Raw genomic sequence first — 17,065 nt, forward strand, 5'->3', positions numbered from 1 at the left:
CCCCGATTCATCCCGGTCACGAACCCGTCAGTGTGAGCAGAGACACGAACGATCGAGCACGTAATGCCTGGTCGACGTACCGAGTGTGACCGACGGAGGTTCAGATGAGCGTCACCCTGCTGCCCGGCGCGCACGCGCACACCAGCCGGGTCTCCCACCGCGCCGGCACCGGAGCCGGTACCGCCGAGGTGCCGGTGTCGATGATCGAACGGATGACCCTCATTCTGGACGCGTTCGATTCCGCCACCCCGACACTGACCCTGCTCGGCCTGGTGGAGCGCACCGGCCTGCCGCGGTCGACAGTCCACCGGATCCTCGATCAGATGATCCGGCTGCGCTGGCTGGCCCACACGTCCGGCGGTTACCGGCTCGGCATGCGCACTCTCGAACTGGGCGGGCTCACCGCGGACCACAACGAGATCCGCGACGCCGTGAGCCCGCTGTTGCACGAGTTGTGCCAGCGCACCGGCATGGTCGGGCATCTGGCGGTGCTCGACGGCCATGAGGTTGTGTACTTGGACAAAGCCGGTGGCCGCCTGGCCGCGATGCTGCCGACCCGGCTCGGCGGCCGCATGCCGGCGCACTGCACCGCACTCGGGAAGGCGATGCTGGCCTCTCTGGAGCCGAGTATCGCCGAAGCCGCGTTCCATTCCCGGCTGCCGCGACTGACCGCGCACACCATCACCGAGCCCGAGGCCCTGCATCGCACTTTGGCGCAGATCCGGCTGCGCCAAGGCGTCGCACTGGACCGTCAGGAATCGCTGGAGGGAATCGGGTGTGTCGCAGCGCCGTTGCGCGTCCGTGGCACCGCGCCCGCGGCATTGTCGCTGTCCGGGCGCGTCGACGCGATGAGCTTCGACAAGCTGGCGCGGGTGCTGCTCGAAATCTCGCACGAGGCCGGTCGGGCGCTCCTCCCACGCCGCGCCCGCTGGCGATAGTCCGAGTCGGAATATGCCCGGGCGGTACAGTCCGACGACGACCGATGGCGTGACACCCGCGGTGCCCGATCTGCCGACCACCGCGTGGGCCGTGCTCGGAATGCTCTCGCACGCCGACGAACTCTCCGGTTACGACCTGAAGAAGTGGGCCGACTGGAGCCTGCAGTTCTTCTACTGGAGCCCGTCGTTCAGCCAGATCTACGCCGAGCTCAAACGCTTGGAGAAGCACGGCTACGCCACCTCCCGCACGGTCGTGCAGGAGGACGGCGTGCGCGGCAAGCGGATGTACGCCATCACGCCGGAAGGCCGTGCGGCCGCGGCGACCTGGGTCAACCACGCCCCGGTCGAAGCGCCGGTGCTCAAGCACAGCGTGATGCTGCGGGCCTGGCTCGGCAATCTCGCCGAGCCCGACCGGCTCCGCGAGATCCTCACCGAGCACATCCGCTACGCCGAGAAGATGCGCAAGCGCGCCGAGGCGGACGCTCAGGGCGCCGAGGCCAATCCGGACTGGGCTTATCCGGAACTCGTGCTGCGCTGGTGCGTGCGGCACTACGAGGCCGAGCGCGATTTCGCCCGGGACCTGCTCGCCGACATCGATCGCCTCACTGAGTGAGACGCCGCCTGGTCGTTCCCGCACCGCCATATTTCGATTAGGCATATGGAGGTGGCGGACGATGACCGGTGAACTGGACACGGTGCCTGCCGCGGTGGCGGCGATCGCGGGCGGCGGCATGGCGCTCGTCGTCGACGACGAGGACCGCGAGAACGAAGGCGACCTGGTGCTGGCCGCGGAGCATGCGACCGCGGAGAACATCGGGTTCCTGGTGCGGCACACCAGCGGTGTCCTGTGCGTGCCCATGGCCGGTGCCGACCTGGATCGGCTCGACCTGCCGCCGATGACCGCGGTCAACCAGGATCCGAAGGGCACCGCGTACACGGTCTCGGTGGACGCCGCGGCGGGTGTCGGCACCGGCATATCGGCCGCCGACCGCGCCCACACCATGCGCCTGCTCGCCGATCCCGGCACCACACCGCAGGATCTCACCCGTCCCGGCCATGTGTTCCCGCTGCGGGCACACCCGTGCGGCGTATTGGGTCGGCAGGGTCATACCGAGGCCGCGGTCGACCTGGCGCGGCTGGCGGGCCTGCGCCCGGCCGGAGTCATCGCCGAAGTGGTGCGCGACGACGGGTCGATGGCCCGGCTGCCCGAGCTGCTGACCATGGCCCGGGTGCACGGCATTCCGATCATCTCCATCGCCGATCTGATCGACTATCGCCAGCGGCTCGAGTCGAGCGTTCTGCGGGTCGTCGAGACCCGGCTGCCCACGCGTTTCGGTGAATTCCGGGTGGTCGGCTACCGGGAGGCGGCGACCGACGCCGAACATCTCGCGCTGGTGCTCGGTGCACCCGAGGGCCGCGATGTCCTCACCCGGGTGCACTCGGAGTGCCTCACCGGCGACGCGTTCGGCTCGCTGCGCTGTGATTGCGGCGAGCAACTGGACGCCGCCCTGCAGGCCGTGGCGGCCGAGGGCCGCGGGGTCGTGGTCTACCTGCGCGGGCACGAAGGACGCGGCGTCGGACTGCTGAACAAGCTGCGCGCTTACCAGCTGCAGGATGCCGGCGCCGACACCGTCGACGCGAACCTCCGGCTCGGGTTGCCCGTCGATGCTCGCCGCTACGGCGCGGCCGCGCGGATCCTGACCGACCTGGGTGTGCGGTCGGTCCGGCTGCTCAGCAACAATCCGGCCAAGCAGACCGGGCTGACCGAGTGCGGCATCGCCGTCGAACGGCGAATCCCTTTGCAGACCAGACCGACCGAGCACAACGTGCGTTATCTGCGCGCCAAGCGTGACCGTATGCGCCACCAGCTGACCGAGGTCGACGCCGCGGTCGCCATCCGATGAGAAAGGGCGGTTCTGGAGTTGAATTTGTCCAGAATGCTCTTCCGCACGAGGCGCGGTACATAAGGTTGAGATCCATGGCGCGGGGTCCGATCGGCAATCTACCTGCCGAGGTCACCAGCTTCGTCGGGCGCCGGGAAGAACTCGCCGCCGCGAAGAGGCTGCTGCCGACGACACGGGTGCTGACCCTGCTCGGTCCGGGTGGCGTCGGCAAGACCCGGCTGTCCCGCCAGATCGGCGTCGCGGTCGCGCGCGCGTTCCCGGACGGCGTGTGGCTGGTCGAGCTGGCCGACGTACACGACCCCGATCTGGTGACGGTGACCGTCGCGGAGGTGCTGGCGTTGCGTGACGACACGGCCGCGCCACTGCCCCGGCTGACCGAGTTCCTGGCGGACAAGCGCCTGCTGTTGATCTTGGACAACTGCGAGCACCTGGTCGACGCTTGCGCGGAGCTGGTCGGCAGGATCGCGGCCACCACTCCTGGCGTGCGGGTGCTGGCGACCAGCCGGGAGGTGCTCGGGGTGCAGGGCGAGCAGGTCATGCCGGTCGCACCGCTGCCGCTACCGGACGGCGAGTCCGCGGACAGCGATGCGATGCGGCTGCTCGCCGAGCGGGCCGGCGCCGCCAACCCCGGCTTCGCGGCGACCGCCGCCAATCGTGGTGCGCTGGCGGCGATCTGCCGCAGGCTCGACGGCATTCCGCTCGCACTGGAACTGGCCGCGTTGCGGTTTCGCATGTTCACTCCCGAACAGATCCTCGCTCGGCTCGACGACACCATGGGCCTGCTCAGTGCGGGACCGCGGCTCGCGCCGCAGCGGCAGCAGACCATCGAGGGTGCGATCCGCTGGAGCTACGACCTGTGCACCCCGGCCGAACAGCGGTTGTGGGAGCAGCTGTCGGTATTCGCCGGCGGCTTCGATTTCGAGGCGGCCGAGGCCGTGTGCGTGGTCGACTCCGGCCGGCGGACCCTCGTCGACGCGCTGACCGGCTTGGTCGACAAATCGGTGCTGAGCCTGCGCTACGAGGGCGACACCGGCCGGTACTCGATGCTGGAGCCGATCCGGCAGTTCGCCCAGGATCGGCTGGCCGAGCGGGGCGACGAGCCCGCGGTGCGGGCACGCCACCGCGACCACTACCGGCGGCTGGCGCTGCGTGGCCGGACCGCGTACTCGAGTTCCGACGATGTCGTCTGGTTCCGGGAACTGAACCGGGAGCACGCGAATCTGCGTGCGGCTCTGCAGTTCTGCCTCACCGACGCACCGCAGTCGGCTATGGAGATGGCCACGGTGCTGCGGCCGTTCTGGGAGCACAACCGCTTCCTCACCGAGGGTTATCGATGGCTCACCGATGCGCTGGCGAAGTCGAGCGAACCGACGGAGCTTCGTGCGCGCGCGCTGTCCTCGGCGGCCTCGCTCGCGGCGCTGCTGTCGGATCGTGGGTCCGCTCGCCAGCTGGTGGACGAATGCGTCACCTTGGCACGCAAACTCAACACGCCGGACATCCTCGCGGAGGCGATGCTGGACTCGTCGCTGCTGGCCTTCAACGACGACGACACCGCACGTGCACTCGAATCGGCCGAGACGGCAGTGCATCTCGCGGCGGAGTGCGGCCATCACGCAATGGAGATGGACAGCCTCGCCTTCGCCTTCGTGTGTGCGCTGGTGCTCGGCGACGCGCGCTCGACCGTCTTCGCCGAGCGGCTGCTGGACGTGACCAGCGAACGGCGACCGTATCTGCTCGGCGGGCTGGCGCAGTGGTCGATGGGACTGGATCACTGGCGTCGCGGCGATCAGGCTGCCGCTACCGAGTACCTGTCCCGGTCCATCGAAATGTTCCGCCTGTTCGACCGATGCGTCTGGCTGGCCTCGGCATTCGAGGGACTGGCGTGGACGGCGGTCGCACGCGGTGACTTCGAGCGGGCCGCGCGCCTGCTGGGCGCCGCGGAGATTCTCGCGCGCAGTACGGTACGCCTCGCACACGCCATCACCGGCGTGCTGGGTGACAAGATGCGCAACCAGGTGCGGCAAGCACTGGGTGCGAAAGCGTTCCAGGAGATATTCGACAGCGGTGCGGCGCTGCCGCTGGACGAGGCGATCGACTATGCGCTGGGCCGCACACCGGCTGCGGCGCAGCCCGCATCCGCCGAGTCCGAGGCGGCGGATGTCCTCACTCGCCGGGAGAAGGACGTCGCCCGGCTGGTGGCGGCCGGCTACAGCAACAAACGCATCGCCGCCGACCTGGTCATCTCGGTGCGCACCGCCGAGACCCACGTCGAGCACATTCTCACCAAACTGGGCTTCACCTCCCGGACCCAGATCGCGGGCTGGGTCCGGGATCACGGTGTGTGACCGGTGGCCGCGATCAGAGCCCCGCGGTGAGGAAATCGACGACGGCGCGTTCGAACGCCGACTTGCGCTCGATCTGCACCCAATGTCCGCACCGGGCGAAGATGCGCAGGTCGGCGCCAGGGATCTGCCGTGCCGGGAACAGCGACGCCTCGACCGGTGTCACCCGATCGTCGCGGCCCCACAGGATCTGTGTCTCCGGGCGGAGGCCGCGCAGCCGGGCCCACAACGGAACCGGTTCGGCGAGAGCGGGATCGGCGAAGGTCGCGTAGGCGTCGCGCAGCGCGGCGATGGCGGCTGGGTCCGAGGCCGCGACAAGCCGGGCGTCGATCAGCTCGTCGGTCAAGGTCGCCGGATTCGACACCATGGTGCGCAGCCAGGACAGCAGGCGCTCCCGGGTGGGAGCGGCACTGAACTCCAGCAGCCGCGTGATCCCCTCGGACGGTTCCGGCCCCAGCACATTCACCCCGACGCCACCGGGCGCCATCAGCACCAGCCGATCGACGCGGTCGCGATGTTCCAGTGCCAGCAGCGTCGCGACCGCGCCGCCCATCGAATTGCCCAGCAGGTGCACGCGTTCCAGGCCGAGATCGTCGAGCATGCCCAGCACTGCTTCGGCTGAGATGCGCAGATAGTTGCGTTCGTACACCTCCGGGCGGCCGCTGCCGCCGAAGCCCGGCTGATCCACGATCAGGCAGCGGAAACGCTCAGCGAGCACCGGCAGATTCGCGCCGAAGTTGGCCCAGCCCGAGACGCCGGGCCCGGAGCCGTGCAGCAGCACCAGCGGTGCGCCGGACCCCGCCTCGTGGTAGCGCACTGCCGGTCCGGCCGTAGTGCTCCAACGTGTGGTGTTCTCGGCGGTGAGCGTCATCAGATCATCCGATCAGTGACCGGCAGCCCGAATGCGTTCCGGCCGTAGAGAACGAGCGCGCGTTCGACGTCGTTGATGACGTGCACGCTGCCCGCGTGCGCGTCACGCCAGTGCCGTTCGATCGGATTGGGTTTGCGGATCGAGTGGCCGCCGGAGTTGTCGAAGAGCAGGTCGATGGCCTCGATGGCACGTTCGGTGCCGCGCACCTGGTCGCGGCGGCTGCGCACCCGCAGTTCGAAGGGGATCTCCTCGCCCGCCTCGGCATAGCGCAGCTGCTCGCTGACGTTGCGCTCCATCTGCAGGATCGCCGCGTCGATCTCGGAGGCGGCGCGAGCGACCCGGACGTGCGCGAATGGATCTTCGGCCGCTTTCTGCCCGCCATAGGAGATCCGCACCCGTTCCCGCATGCGCTCGATGTGCGCTTCGTAAGCGCCCTCGGCGGCGCCGATGATCGGTGCGGTGATGGTGTTGGAGAACACCGCGCCGAACGAGATCCGATACAGCGGTGCGGTATTGACCTCCTGACCGGGTCCGCGCAGTTCCGCCTGATCAGTGGCACTGTAGGTCCGGTAGGTGGGTACGAACGCGTTCTCGATGACGATGTCGTTGCTGCCGGTGCCGGACAGACCCGACACGTGCCACACGTCCTCGATGCGGTAGTCGGTGCGCGGCACCAGAACGGTCAGGTACTCCGCTCCCCCTTCGCCGTTCGGCACGACCGCGCCGAGGAAGGCCCAGCCGGCGTGATCGCACCCGGAGGAGAAGCTCCAGCGACCGCTGATCTCGTACCCGCCCTCGACGGGCGTGAGCTTGCCGGTCGGCGCGTACGACGACGAGACCAAGGTGTCCGGATCGGCGCTCCACACGTCCTCCTGCGCTCGCAGCGGGAACAGTGCCAGCTGCCACGGGTGCGCGCCCAGCACCGACGACACCCAGGCCGTGGACGGGCAGGCGGTGGCGATGGCGCGGATCACCGCGTAGAACGCCACCGGCGAGGATTCGTCGCCGCCGAAGCGGGACGGCTGCAGCATGCGGAACACGCCGGCCTCGGTGAGCTCCCGGATGCTCTGCTCGGGCACGCTGCGCCGCAGGTCGGTGTCGGCGGCTCGCTCCCGGATGGCGGGCAACAGATCCCGCACCCGATCGAGCACCTTGTTCGTCATACCGGTAGTCCTCCTCGTTGTGCTTGCGTTTCGACGCTAGGCCGGTGCGGCGCCATCGGATCCGATCCATCCCGATGATCGGAATCCACCGTGCGGCTCAGTTGTCGCGGGCCGCGGCGGTGCCCGCACGGCGGCCGAAGAAGGTGCCGTCGCCGAGCGAGGTACCGCTGATGTAGCCCTCGCCGTGCAGGTTGCTCGCGGCGCGGCCCGCGGCGAACAGTCCGGGGATCGCGGCGCCGTCGATATCGAGCACCGCACCGTCGATGCAGGTGTGCAGACCGCCGAGTGTGAAGACGGAGGCGCCGGTACCGCGGCGATCGCCGGACTCCGCCGGTGGCCGCACGCCCGCCTTGACGTCGATCGCGGCGAACGGTGGCGTGAGCGGCCGCACCCAGCGCGCCGCTTTCCCGAACTCGGGGTCCACACCGTCGGAAGCGAAGGCGTTGTATCGCCGGACGGTATCGGCCAGCGCGGCCGCCGGGACGCCCATGAGCTCGGCGAGTTCCTCGACGGTCGCGGCCACATGGGTGGGCCGCACACCCCACCGCTGCTGTTGCGGCACCTCGTCGTAGGCCCGTTCGTCCAGCACGACCCAGGTGTCCATGCCGGGCCCGAACAACGCCGCCTGACCGATCCTGCCGGGGTAGGTGTCCTCGTTGACGAACCGCTGCCCGCGCCCGTTCACCACCATGCCGCGCGCGGCGAGGCCGGGAATGAGCGAGATACCCACCTGGCCGGTGGCCATGTGCCGCACGGCCGCGCCGATCGCCTGCGCCATCCGGATGCCGCTGCCGTCGTCGGTGCCCGCGCTGACTTTGGTGTGCCCCAGCAGTTTCGGCGCGTGCGCGGCCAGCATGGCGTCGTTGTCGACGAATCCGCCGGTCGTCAGCACGACGCCGCGGCGGGCCCGGACGGCGAGCTCGGTGCCGTACCGCCGGGCCACCACACCGGCGACCGCGCCGTCGTCCGCGACGATCAGACAGGTCGCACGAGTGTCGAAAAGCGCGGTGGCACCGGCGGATCGGGCGGCCTCGGCCAGGCAGTCCATGAGGAGCTTGCCGCCGAAGTCGGCGGCGGCCGGGCGATGTCCGCGGGGCGCGGGCGCGGCGAGGTCGCAGAACGGCCAGCTGTTCTCCCCCAGCCACATGAGCCCGTCATCCGTGGGCGGCACCCAGGCAGGCGCATCCCATAACGTGGGCTTGAACGGTACACCGCGGGCGGCGAGCCAGTGGAAATGCGCGACGCTGTCCTCGCTGTAGCGAGTGATCTTGTCCGTGTCTGTGCCCGGGCCGAGCGCGGCCGACAGAAACGCGGCCATGGCCGCCGGGTCGTCGTCGAATCCGCACGCCTGCTGAATCGGTGTGCCGCCGCCGAGATAGATCTCGCCGCCCGACAGGGCCGACGCGCCGCCGGCACCACCCATCCGATCCAGCACCAGCACCTGCGCGCCCGCCCGCGCCGCCTCGAACGCCGCCGCGGCCCCGGCGCATCCGTAACCGACCACCAGCACGTCGGTTTCGATGTCGTAGGTGGGCACCTCGGCGACCTCCCGGGGTGCGACCGAATAACGACCACTCATGGCAACGACCTTCCCCGGCGGCCGGAGATACCTGGTCGGCTGTCTTGGTGAGCGACCCTCGGGTCCCGTTCACCGGGACTGTGGACCGTCGCGTGGTCACGGGCTGGCGATGGTGTGTGAACGGCGTCACGTCTGCGTGGACGCCAGCGAGGAGGAAGAATTCATGCGGGTCCTGGTCACCGGAGTTTCCGAGCCGACCGGTCGCGCGGTGGCGCGGATGTTGCTGGCCGCCGGTTACGACGTGGTCGGGCTGGACCGTGCGCGGCACCGGTACGTCGACCCCGGGGTCCAGGTGATCACCGGTGATCCGTCCGGTGCACCGATCTGCGCACAGGCCGTCGCCGGTTGCGCGACGGTGGTGCACTTGGGCGGTTCACTCACCGCGATCGCGGCGGCGGCCCGGGAGGCCGGAGCACGGCTGGTGGTCCCCGTGGTCGCGGGCCGGGATTCGGTCGCCACGGATGTCATGCGATCCAGCGGCGCGAACGCCCTGATCGTGCGTACCGCCACGGTCGCGGGCAGGCGCGTCGAGCGTGACAGTTGGCGAACTATGGCGCCGCTGCTCGGTTCTCGCCGAGCTGGCGGGTTCCAGGTGCTGCACACCGACGACTTCGAACGGTTCCTGGTGATCGCCGCGGTGCTGCCGCGGACCGGCGTTGTCGAACTGGCCGCGCCCGGCACGGTTTCCGGCGAAGAAGCGCGCCGCATCGTCGAGGCGGCGGGCAGGCGAGTGTCCAGCTGGGTGGCCCGTTCCCGGCCGGTGCCGCTGGTGGATGCGACGGCGGCGCGCGACGAGTGGGGATTCCGTTGCGGTTGGACCGCCGCCGAAGTAGCTGCCGACATCGTCCGCGGACTTGTGGGCCGCAGGTTCGACGGCCACGACTTCGTCGCCCGGCCCGGCGCGATCCCCTTGCCCGGCTATCTGATACCCGCTCGTGCGAGCACGTCGGACGGCCACTCCCTCGTGTCGGTGGCTCCGGAAGGACTCGAAGGCGAATTCGATGATCGCGTCGACCCGGCCTACCCGGTACACACCGCGACGAATACCTCCGAGGCGCTGCCCGGACCGCTGACACCGCTCACCGTCGATCTCCAGGCAGGCGCGATCCGGCTGGCCAACGCGGCGATGGGCAGGATGATCGCGCTGGACGGAATAGCGCTGGAGCACTGGACCAGTCGCGTCACGACCGTGCTCGGGCACCACATCTACATCAACGCCTCCATCGGCGTCCTGGCCGCGGAGAACATGCCCGGCTGGGACGAGCAGAGCATCCGCCGCGACGTGTACGGCAACATCCCGGCCGAGATCTCACTCACCCCGCACGGCAAGCCGCCGACCCCGACCGGTTTCGCCAGTACCCGCGCCACCTGGCGCGCGGCGGGCCGGGTGTTGCGCACGGCGCTGAGGTATCGCGAGACCACCGAGGGCATCAACGCCGCCGCGCATCAGGAATCCCTGGGCGCCGCGGCGATACGCGAGCTCACCGACGAACAGCTGCATGCCAGAACGCTGCTCTGGCGCGACCGGCTGAATCAATCCTGGGCGGCGGCCTCCATCGGCGTCATGATGACCGGCGCGGCCACTGCCATCCACTCTCGCGGGAAGGAATCCGCGGCCGTGCCGATCGACCTGGAGCGGCTGGAGTCGGCCAGGACCATGCTCGCCGTGGAACGGCTCGCCGAGTTGTGCCGCAGCGACACCGCGTTGCACGGCGCGGCACACGCGGGCGATCTCGCGGCGGCTGGGGCGGTCTCCCCGGCCTTCGCCGCCGCGCTGGACGAGGAGCTGCGGAAGATCGGGCATCGCGGACCGGGCGAATGCGAGCTGATCAACCCGACCTTCGGCGACCGGCCCGAACTGTTGGTGATCGCCGCCGCGCGAGCTGCCGAAATGCCCGCGCCCAAGCGGGAACCGGTCGACCCGGCGCCGAGCCGCACCGCACGGATGGCCGCCGGAGCGACGATGGCGCGCGAACGCGTCCGCGACGCGGTCGTCCGGTACACCCATTGCCTGCGCCTGGCCGTGCGGGAACGCGCGGAACGGCTGGTCCGGGCGGGGTGGCTCCAGGACGCCGAGGACGCCTGCTTCTTGACGCTCGACGAAATCCTCTGGGCACCTGCGGATATGGCCGAGCGCGTGGCACGACGGCGGGCGGAACTGGCGCGGCTGCGGGGCGTGCGGATGCCGGATGTAATCGCGGGTGCGTGGGAACCGCTACCCGACGCGGGTGCTCTGGCGCCGGGAGAAAGCCTGACCGGCATCGGAGTATGCCCCGGCGTGGTGGAGGGCACCGTGAAGCGGGTGCTGTCCCTGGACGACGACATCGAGCCGGGCGACATCCTCGTCGCTTCGGTGACCGATACCGGGCACACCGCGATGTTCGCCTACGCCTCCGCGGTGGTCACCGACATCGGCGGCTCGGCCTCGCACGCGGCCATCGTGGCCCGGGAATTCGGCATCCCCTGTGTCGTCGACACCAAGACCGCCAGCACCAGCCTGGCCGACGGGCAGCGGGTGCGCGTCGACGGGTCGGCAGGCACGGTCACCCTGCTCGTCGACGCCTGAGTTCGGACCGGGATCACGCACCCGGCCCATCCGCCGGCTCGGCGTCGCCGGGCCGCGACCCCTATGGAAGGAATGATCCAGTGACGATTTCGCGTGCTGTTCGCGGTGCAATGGCCGGTGTCGCCGCCGCATTGATCGCCGTGTTCCCGTCCACCACCACCGCATTGGCGGGCCCGGTGCTGGTCCACACCGTGCACAACCGTTCCATGGAGCTATCGACGGCTCCGAATGCGCGGGATATCGGCGACTATCCCACCCAGGGCAATGGCAAGCTGCGCACAGGCGTCGTCTTCCGTACCGAAGCCCTGGACAAGCTCACCGCCACTGACCAGCAGAAGCTGGTGACGTTGGGCATCACCAGTGTGATCGACTTCCGCAGCCCGGCCGAGGTCCAGGCCAACCCCGACAAGCTCCCGGCCTCGATCCCCGCGCAGGCGCGCCCGGTGTACGACCCGGCCAACGACTTCTACGTCATGGTGGGCAAGGCCGTGCAAGGTGGTCCTGCGGTGCAGCAGCAGATGTTCGGTGACGGCAGGGCCGCCGAGATCATGCGCGGCTACTATCGCTGGTTCGTCGCCGACCCAACGGCTCGCGCACAGTTCGGCGCCGCGATCCGGGATGTCGCGAACGCCACCGGACCGGTGCTCTACCACTGCACGGCGGGCAAAGACCGCACCGGCTGGATGACCGCGATACTGATGACCGCGCTCGGCGTCCCGAAGGGCCAGGTGTACAAGGACTATCTGGAATCGAACGACAACCTGGCCGCGGGCAACAAGGCGCTGACGGATGGCCTGGTGGCCAGGGGCTTGGTCACCGATCCCGCGCTGTTCGATCCTATCCTCGGCGTGCGCAGTGATTACCTCGACGCCGCTTTCGACCAGGCCGGTGCGTCGTTCGGGTCGTTCGACCGGTTCGTCTCCGACGGGCTCGGTATCGACGGTGCGACGCTGGACGCGCTGAAATCCAAACTGTTGCCTCGGTAGTCGGGAAAAGGGCGGGTCGGTGGATCGTGATCCACCGACCCACTCGCTCGTCTCAGCCCAACGAGATCCCGCGGCCGAAAACAGGCGCACGGCTCACACACTCGGCGGCCCAAATCGACTGGCGATATGCACTGGTGTAGCTCCAGCGGTGGTTATGTGGCCGGTCCCCGCCGCCGTCGTCGAGATCGCGCGCCGCCCGACCGACTGATCCGTCGGTGCGTAACCGCGGGCTCGGCGAGCCGGCTAGTGGCGTAAATTGCGGTCGAACAGGGCCAGCAGTTCGCGGTAGTGCCGTTCGGCGGCCTCGGGGTCGTGGGCGGAAGTATCGGCCTGGGTGTAGCCGTGCTGGGCGCCCTCGTAGACCTCGGTGCGGTGGCGGACGCCGGCGGCATCGAGTGCCTTGTCGAACTGGGCGATGTGTTCCGGAGTCATGTGGTGATCCTCGCCGGCGTGGGCGAAATACAGCTCCGCCGTGATGTTTCCGACGGTCAGGTGCGGACTGTCCGGGGTGTCGGTGACGAGCGGTCCGCCATGGAATCCGGCCACCGCCGCAACCCGATCGGGGAACATAGCGGCAGTCAGCACCGCCAGCCGCGCACCCATGCAGTAGCCGGTCAGGCCGACCTTCCCCTCGGCGACCTGCGGCGACGCTGCCAGCCACGCGAGGTAGGCGCCGGCGTCGGAACGCAGGAGTTCCGGTGTCAGCTCGCGGATCATCGGGAAGACCTGCTGGAAGATCTCCGGCCGCTCCGCCGGGTCGATGAAGTCCGGCAGCTCGATCACCGGCGCACGCCCGTGCCGGTAGTAGGCGTTCGGCAGCAGGACGGTGTAGCCGTGGGCGGCAATGCGATCGGCCAGCGATCGCAGGCTCGGCCGCAGTCCGAAACCGTCCTGAATCACCAGCACTCCCGGATGGGCGGCGCCATCGTCTGGGTAGGCGACATACGCGTCGGCGACACCATCGGGTGTCTGAACGTCGACCGACATACCGTGCACCGCAGTCATCGTTGAATCCTCCTGTCGAGTCGACCGTTTCGGAACATACCTCATTCACGATCGGCCGGTTCGACTCACCTCCAGCTGACCTGGATTGCCGAACTGCGCGGCAGCAGCCTCGAAACCGAGTGCTTCAAGGCTGTCCATTAGGTAGGTGCGATCAGCACTTCGCGCAGTCCTGCCAGCTCCGCGGTGGTCAACCCGCTGGTCAGCAACCATTCGGCCGAACCGCCGTGCTCGGCGGACAGGTTCGCGACGAAGCGACGCATGACCTCGGCTTCGACGCCGAGAATGCCGGTGCTGACCGGAGGCAGGCCCGCGTAGGACGGGAGCGCGTCGAGCCGGTCGCGGACTCGCCGCATGCGTTCCCCGGTCAGCGCGTAGTCGGCCGCGATCGCCTCCGGGGGCACGCCGACCGCGTCCAGCAGCACCGCGGCGAGTACACCGGTGCGATCCTTGCCCGCGGCGCAATGGAACAGCACCGAGTGGCGGTCCGCGTCGACGATCAGCCGTACGGCCGCCAGGATGGTATCGACGCTGCCCGCCAGCAGCTTGTCGTACAGGTCCACCAAGTCGACCCGGCTGGAGTCCGGCACCAGATCCCGTGCCGCCAGGGAAGATTGCGGCGACTTCCGCACGGGCAGGCCGACTCGCGCCACGTCGGTGGTGGCGAGCAGTCCGTAGCCCTCGCGCTCCACCTCGTCGGGCAGCCGCAGGTCGATCAGCGTGCGCAGACCGATCGGGCCGAGCAGTTTCGCCAGATCGGATTCGGTGAGGTGCTGCGGAGTGCTGGAACGGTAGACCACTCCGAAACGGGTTGTGCCCCCGCCCTGCACGGGTAGGCCACCCAGATCGCGCACGTTGTCGATTTGGGCGAACTCGACCCAGCGGCCGTCCGGCACGGTCGACTCCCCCGCGGTGTCAGTGGGCACGGCCGGCCGCCGCCTCGTCGGCGCGGCTCAGGCCGCACAGTCCGATCAGGTCCTCGTGCAGCTCGAACCACACGGTGTGGTAGCTGTCGAGCACCGGCCGGGCGACCCAGGAGTGATCTCCGGCGGCGATCCGCTCGATCGCGTGCGCGAACCGAGCGGCGTACCGCGCCAAACGCGGTGCGACCTCGCCGATCCGCCGCAGCAGTGGCTGCACGGTGCGGTGCAGTTCGGTCAGCCGGGCCAGGACGGCGCCGTCGTAGTCGGCGTCGGCGTGGTCGTTGACGGTGGCCGGATCTTTCATCTGCCACGCGGTCACGATGGTCTTGAGATCGCCGTTGAACGAACAGAATTCGGCGTAGACGGAGGCGATCGCGGCCCGGTCGGTGTCCCGTCGCTCCGTCGCAAGCAGGCCCTCCAAGTGCTGTCTGCCTTCGGCCGTGAGGCGCACACCGATCGGCGTCGCGGCGCAGAGGCCCGCGGCCACCAGCTCTTCGCATCGGGCCGTGACGGTCTCCGCCGCGGCGCCGAGGCCCGCGGCGAGCGCATCGTGGGCGGCCCGGCCCTTGATCCCGATCAGCCGCAGCAGATCCAGGTCGGGAACCTTGGTCACCGTGGCGGTTTGCGTGTCCACCTGGGTCGAGGTGGCGGTCGCACGTGCGTCCAGCCACGCCGCCAACCCGTCGACGTCGATACCCGCCCAGTCGGCCAACCGGCCGACATCCGCGAGGGTGCCCGCGTCGACGGGTTTGCCTTCGACCCGGCCCGGCCACACCGTGCCCGCGCCGCCGTCGACGGTGACGACCTGACCGACCAGCCCTTCGACGACACCGGGACCGCAGCCGACCACACACGGCCTGCCGATTTCCCGACTGACCAGCGCGGCGTGCGACGTGACGCCACCCAGTCCGGTGACGATCGCCTGGGCGGCGATCATGCCGTGCAGATCGTCCGGGCTGGTGGTCGGGCGCACCAAGATCACGTCCTCACCCGCCTCCGCGCGGCGCTCCGCCTCGTCCGGATCGCTCACGACGACACCCGTGGCGAGTCCAGGACACGCGGATTCGCCCCGGGCCAGCGGCGTCCCCGTGTACGCACCGGTAGCGGGACGCAGCACGGCCCGCACCTGATCGGCGGTGACCCGGTCCAGCGCCTCGTCCGCTCCGATGAGTCCCTCGTCGGCCATCGCCACCGCGGCGCGGACCGCCGCCCGCGCCGAACGCTTCGCCGGACGCGATTGCAACAGCCACAAGACGCCGGATTCGACGGTGAATTCGATGTCCTGGATATCGCGACCATCGCGTTCCAGCAGTTCGGCCGCCGCGAGGAGTTGGCCGTGCGCCTGCGGCAGCAGGGTGGCCAGCTCGTCGAGCGGCCGCGGGGTCGTCCGGCCCGACACCACGTCCTCGCCCTGTCCGCCGACCAGCCATTCGCCGAACATCGCGCGCTCGCCCGTGTTGGGGTCGCGGCTGAACAGCACACCGGTGCCGGATTTCGCGTCGAGGTTTCCGAAGACCATCGCCTGTACCGTGACCGCGGTGCCCGGGGCGCCGGACATGCCGCGATTGCGCCGGTATGTCCGCGCCCGCGTCGAATCCCAGGACCGGAACACCGCGCTGATGGCCGCGCGTAGCTGCTCCCACGGGTCCTCGGGCACCGAACCGGCGGCGTCACCCAGCACGGTTTCGCTGTACTGAGCGCGGAAGCGTTCCCGGGTATCGACCGCATAAGTCGGGTTCCCGCTCTCGGCGGCCAGTGCTTGCGCCACGGCCTCGTTCATGCCGAGGTTGAGCACCGTGTCCATCATCCCCGGCATGCTCACCGCGGCGCCCGAGCGCACCGACACCAGCAGCGGACGCGTACCGGATCCGAAGTTCCGCCCGGTACCGCGTTCGAGCGCGGCGATGCCCGCGCGGACCCCGCGCCAGATGTCGTCGCCGATCACCCCGCGTGCCGAGAAGTCCGCCCAGCCGTCGATGGTGATCACGAACGCGGGCGGCACCGAAAGACCGAGGGCGCGCATGCGGTTGATGCTCCACGCCTTCCCACCGATTCGTTCCCGGGACAGCGAACAGGTGCCGTCGACTGCGACGACCGGCGCCGCGCCCGCCGCCTCGTCGTTTCGCTCCACTAGCTCTGCTCCGGCGGTCATATCACTCCTTAGCAATCACTGAACAGCCTGCGCCGCAGTGGGATTCGTACTTCCTATCCGGACTGCGTCCAGCCGAGTGCGAACCGCGGCGCGGCACACCTGTCGCCCGATTCGAGCCTGCCGTGTCATCGGTCACCTGCCGTAGCCGTGGTCCCGCTGAGCAGGATCAGCCCGCGGCTGTCCGAACGGGGTCCGCAGACGTTGCGCCACCGTCCGCCACCGCGGGGTACTGCACCGCCGCCAACCGCGTCCTCGCCCAGCGCGGCGTTGCGGACGTCTTCGCACGTAGGCTCGCCGATCGAGTGGCGGCGCTGCCGATGGGTCGCGGGACCGAGCCGAACGTGGTAGTCGGCCCATTGATCGATGCCCATTGATCGATGCCGATGCCCGACCCCGACGCCGACCCCGATACCGACGCCGAGATGCCGCGTCTCGTCAACGACGCCCGCGCTGGCGGCGCCACCGCTCGGCGACCTGCGAGGGTTGCGTTCGGCGCCACGATGGTCAGGGCGATCTCGAACGAATCACCGATGCCGAACCCGATGATGAACATCGGTGCCAAACACCAGGTCCGGAATGTGTGGGAGAGGGAGCATTCCCGATCAGCGGGATATGTGGCAGTGATCGGGCGGGATCGAT

The 17,065-nt window shown here is 69.5% G+C and carries 13 protein-coding genes; 7 read left to right on the forward strand and 6 right to left on the reverse strand.

Going from position 1 to position 17,065, the window contains the following annotated elements; genetic code table 11:
• Positions 1 to 104: 104 nt before the first annotated feature.
• From ACWPXK_RS25510 to ACWPXK_RS25525, 4 genes are all read left to right on the forward strand, one after another.
• A complete protein-coding gene (locus ACWPXK_RS25510) occupies positions 105 to 938 on the forward strand; it encodes an IclR family transcriptional regulator (RefSeq protein WP_454198691.1) in 834 nt (277 codons plus the stop codon).
• A gap of 49 nt (positions 939 to 987) precedes the next feature.
• The gene (locus tag ACWPXK_RS25515; protein WP_454198692.1) at positions 988 to 1,551 is read left to right on the forward strand and encodes a PadR family transcriptional regulator; all 564 of its coding nucleotides are present in this window, start codon (positions 988 to 990) and stop codon (positions 1,549 to 1,551) included.
• Between the two features lie 61 nt (positions 1,552 to 1,612).
• Positions 1,613 to 2,842: a bifunctional 3,4-dihydroxy-2-butanone-4-phosphate synthase/GTP cyclohydrolase II gene (locus ACWPXK_RS25520; RefSeq protein WP_454198693.1), complete on the forward strand. Its 1,230-nt coding sequence runs from the start codon at positions 1,613 to 1,615 to the stop codon at positions 2,840 to 2,842.
• Positions 2,843 to 2,916: 74 nt separating this feature from the next.
• On the forward strand, positions 2,917 to 5,187 hold the full coding sequence (locus ACWPXK_RS25525; RefSeq protein ID WP_454198694.1) for an ATP-binding protein: 2,271 nt from the start codon (positions 2,917 to 2,919) through the stop codon (positions 5,185 to 5,187).
• Between the two features lie 13 nt (positions 5,188 to 5,200).
• Here ACWPXK_RS25525 and ACWPXK_RS25530 read toward each other — a convergent pair whose 3' ends face one another.
• The 3 genes from ACWPXK_RS25530 to ACWPXK_RS25540 form a co-directional block, all read right to left on the reverse strand.
• Positions 5,201 to 6,055 (reverse strand): alpha/beta fold hydrolase, encoded by an 855-nt coding sequence (locus ACWPXK_RS25530; protein ID WP_454198695.1) that lies wholly within the window; start codon positions 6,053 to 6,055, stop codon positions 5,201 to 5,203.
• Positions 6,055 to 7,218, reverse strand: a complete 1,164-nt coding sequence (gene hsaA / locus ACWPXK_RS25535) for a 3-hydroxy-9,10-secoandrosta-1,3,5(10)-triene-9,17-dione monooxygenase oxygenase subunit (RefSeq protein WP_454198696.1) — start codon at positions 7,216 to 7,218, stop codon at positions 6,055 to 6,057. The genes ACWPXK_RS25530 and hsaA overlap by 1 nt, the downstream gene beginning before the upstream one ends.
• Positions 7,219 to 7,315: 97 nt before the next feature.
• Positions 7,316 to 8,797 carry an FAD-dependent oxidoreductase gene (locus tag ACWPXK_RS25540; RefSeq protein ID WP_454198697.1) on the reverse strand — a complete coding sequence of 494 codons (1,482 nt, stop codon included), beginning with the start codon at positions 8,795 to 8,797 and terminating at the stop codon, positions 7,316 to 7,318.
• 136 nt (positions 8,798 to 8,933) lie between these two features.
• Between ACWPXK_RS25540 and ACWPXK_RS25545 the strand changes: the two genes are divergently transcribed.
• Positions 8,934 to 11,363, forward strand: coding sequence for a PEP-utilizing enzyme (locus ACWPXK_RS25545; RefSeq protein WP_454198698.1), 2,430 nt, complete (start codon positions 8,934 to 8,936; stop codon positions 11,361 to 11,363).
• Positions 11,364 to 11,443: 80 nt separating this feature from the next.
• Positions 11,444 to 12,349 (forward strand): tyrosine-protein phosphatase, encoded by a 906-nt coding sequence (locus ACWPXK_RS25550; RefSeq protein ID WP_454198699.1) that lies wholly within the window; start codon positions 11,444 to 11,446, stop codon positions 12,347 to 12,349.
• A gap of 243 nt (positions 12,350 to 12,592) precedes the next feature.
• Here the strand turns inward: ACWPXK_RS25550 and ACWPXK_RS25555 are convergent, their stop codons facing one another.
• The 3 genes from ACWPXK_RS25555 to ACWPXK_RS25565 form a co-directional block, all read right to left on the reverse strand.
• Positions 12,593 to 13,354, reverse strand: a complete 762-nt coding sequence (locus ACWPXK_RS25555) for a dienelactone hydrolase family protein (RefSeq protein WP_454198700.1) — start codon at positions 13,352 to 13,354, stop codon at positions 12,593 to 12,595.
• Between the two features lie 137 nt (positions 13,355 to 13,491).
• The gene (locus tag ACWPXK_RS25560) at positions 13,492 to 14,277 is read right to left on the reverse strand and encodes a tyrosine-protein phosphatase (RefSeq protein WP_454198701.1); all 786 of its coding nucleotides are present in this window, start codon (positions 14,275 to 14,277) and stop codon (positions 13,492 to 13,494) included.
• The gene (locus ACWPXK_RS25565; RefSeq protein WP_454198702.1) at positions 14,267 to 16,426 is read right to left on the reverse strand and encodes a pyruvate, phosphate dikinase; all 2,160 of its coding nucleotides are present in this window, start codon (positions 16,424 to 16,426) and stop codon (positions 14,267 to 14,269) included. Before ACWPXK_RS25565 ends, ACWPXK_RS25560 begins: the two co-directional genes overlap by 11 nt.
• 122 nt (positions 16,427 to 16,548) lie before the next feature.
• Here ACWPXK_RS25565 and ACWPXK_RS25570 point away from each other — a divergent pair, with 122 nt between their 5' ends.
• Positions 16,549 to 16,800: an aldehyde dehydrogenase family protein gene (locus ACWPXK_RS25570; RefSeq protein ID WP_454198703.1), complete on the forward strand. Its 252-nt coding sequence runs from the start codon at positions 16,549 to 16,551 to the stop codon at positions 16,798 to 16,800.
• Positions 16,801 to 17,065: the final 265 nt, after the last annotated feature.

This window comes from Nocardia sp. Marseille-Q1738 (assembly GCF_965283145.1).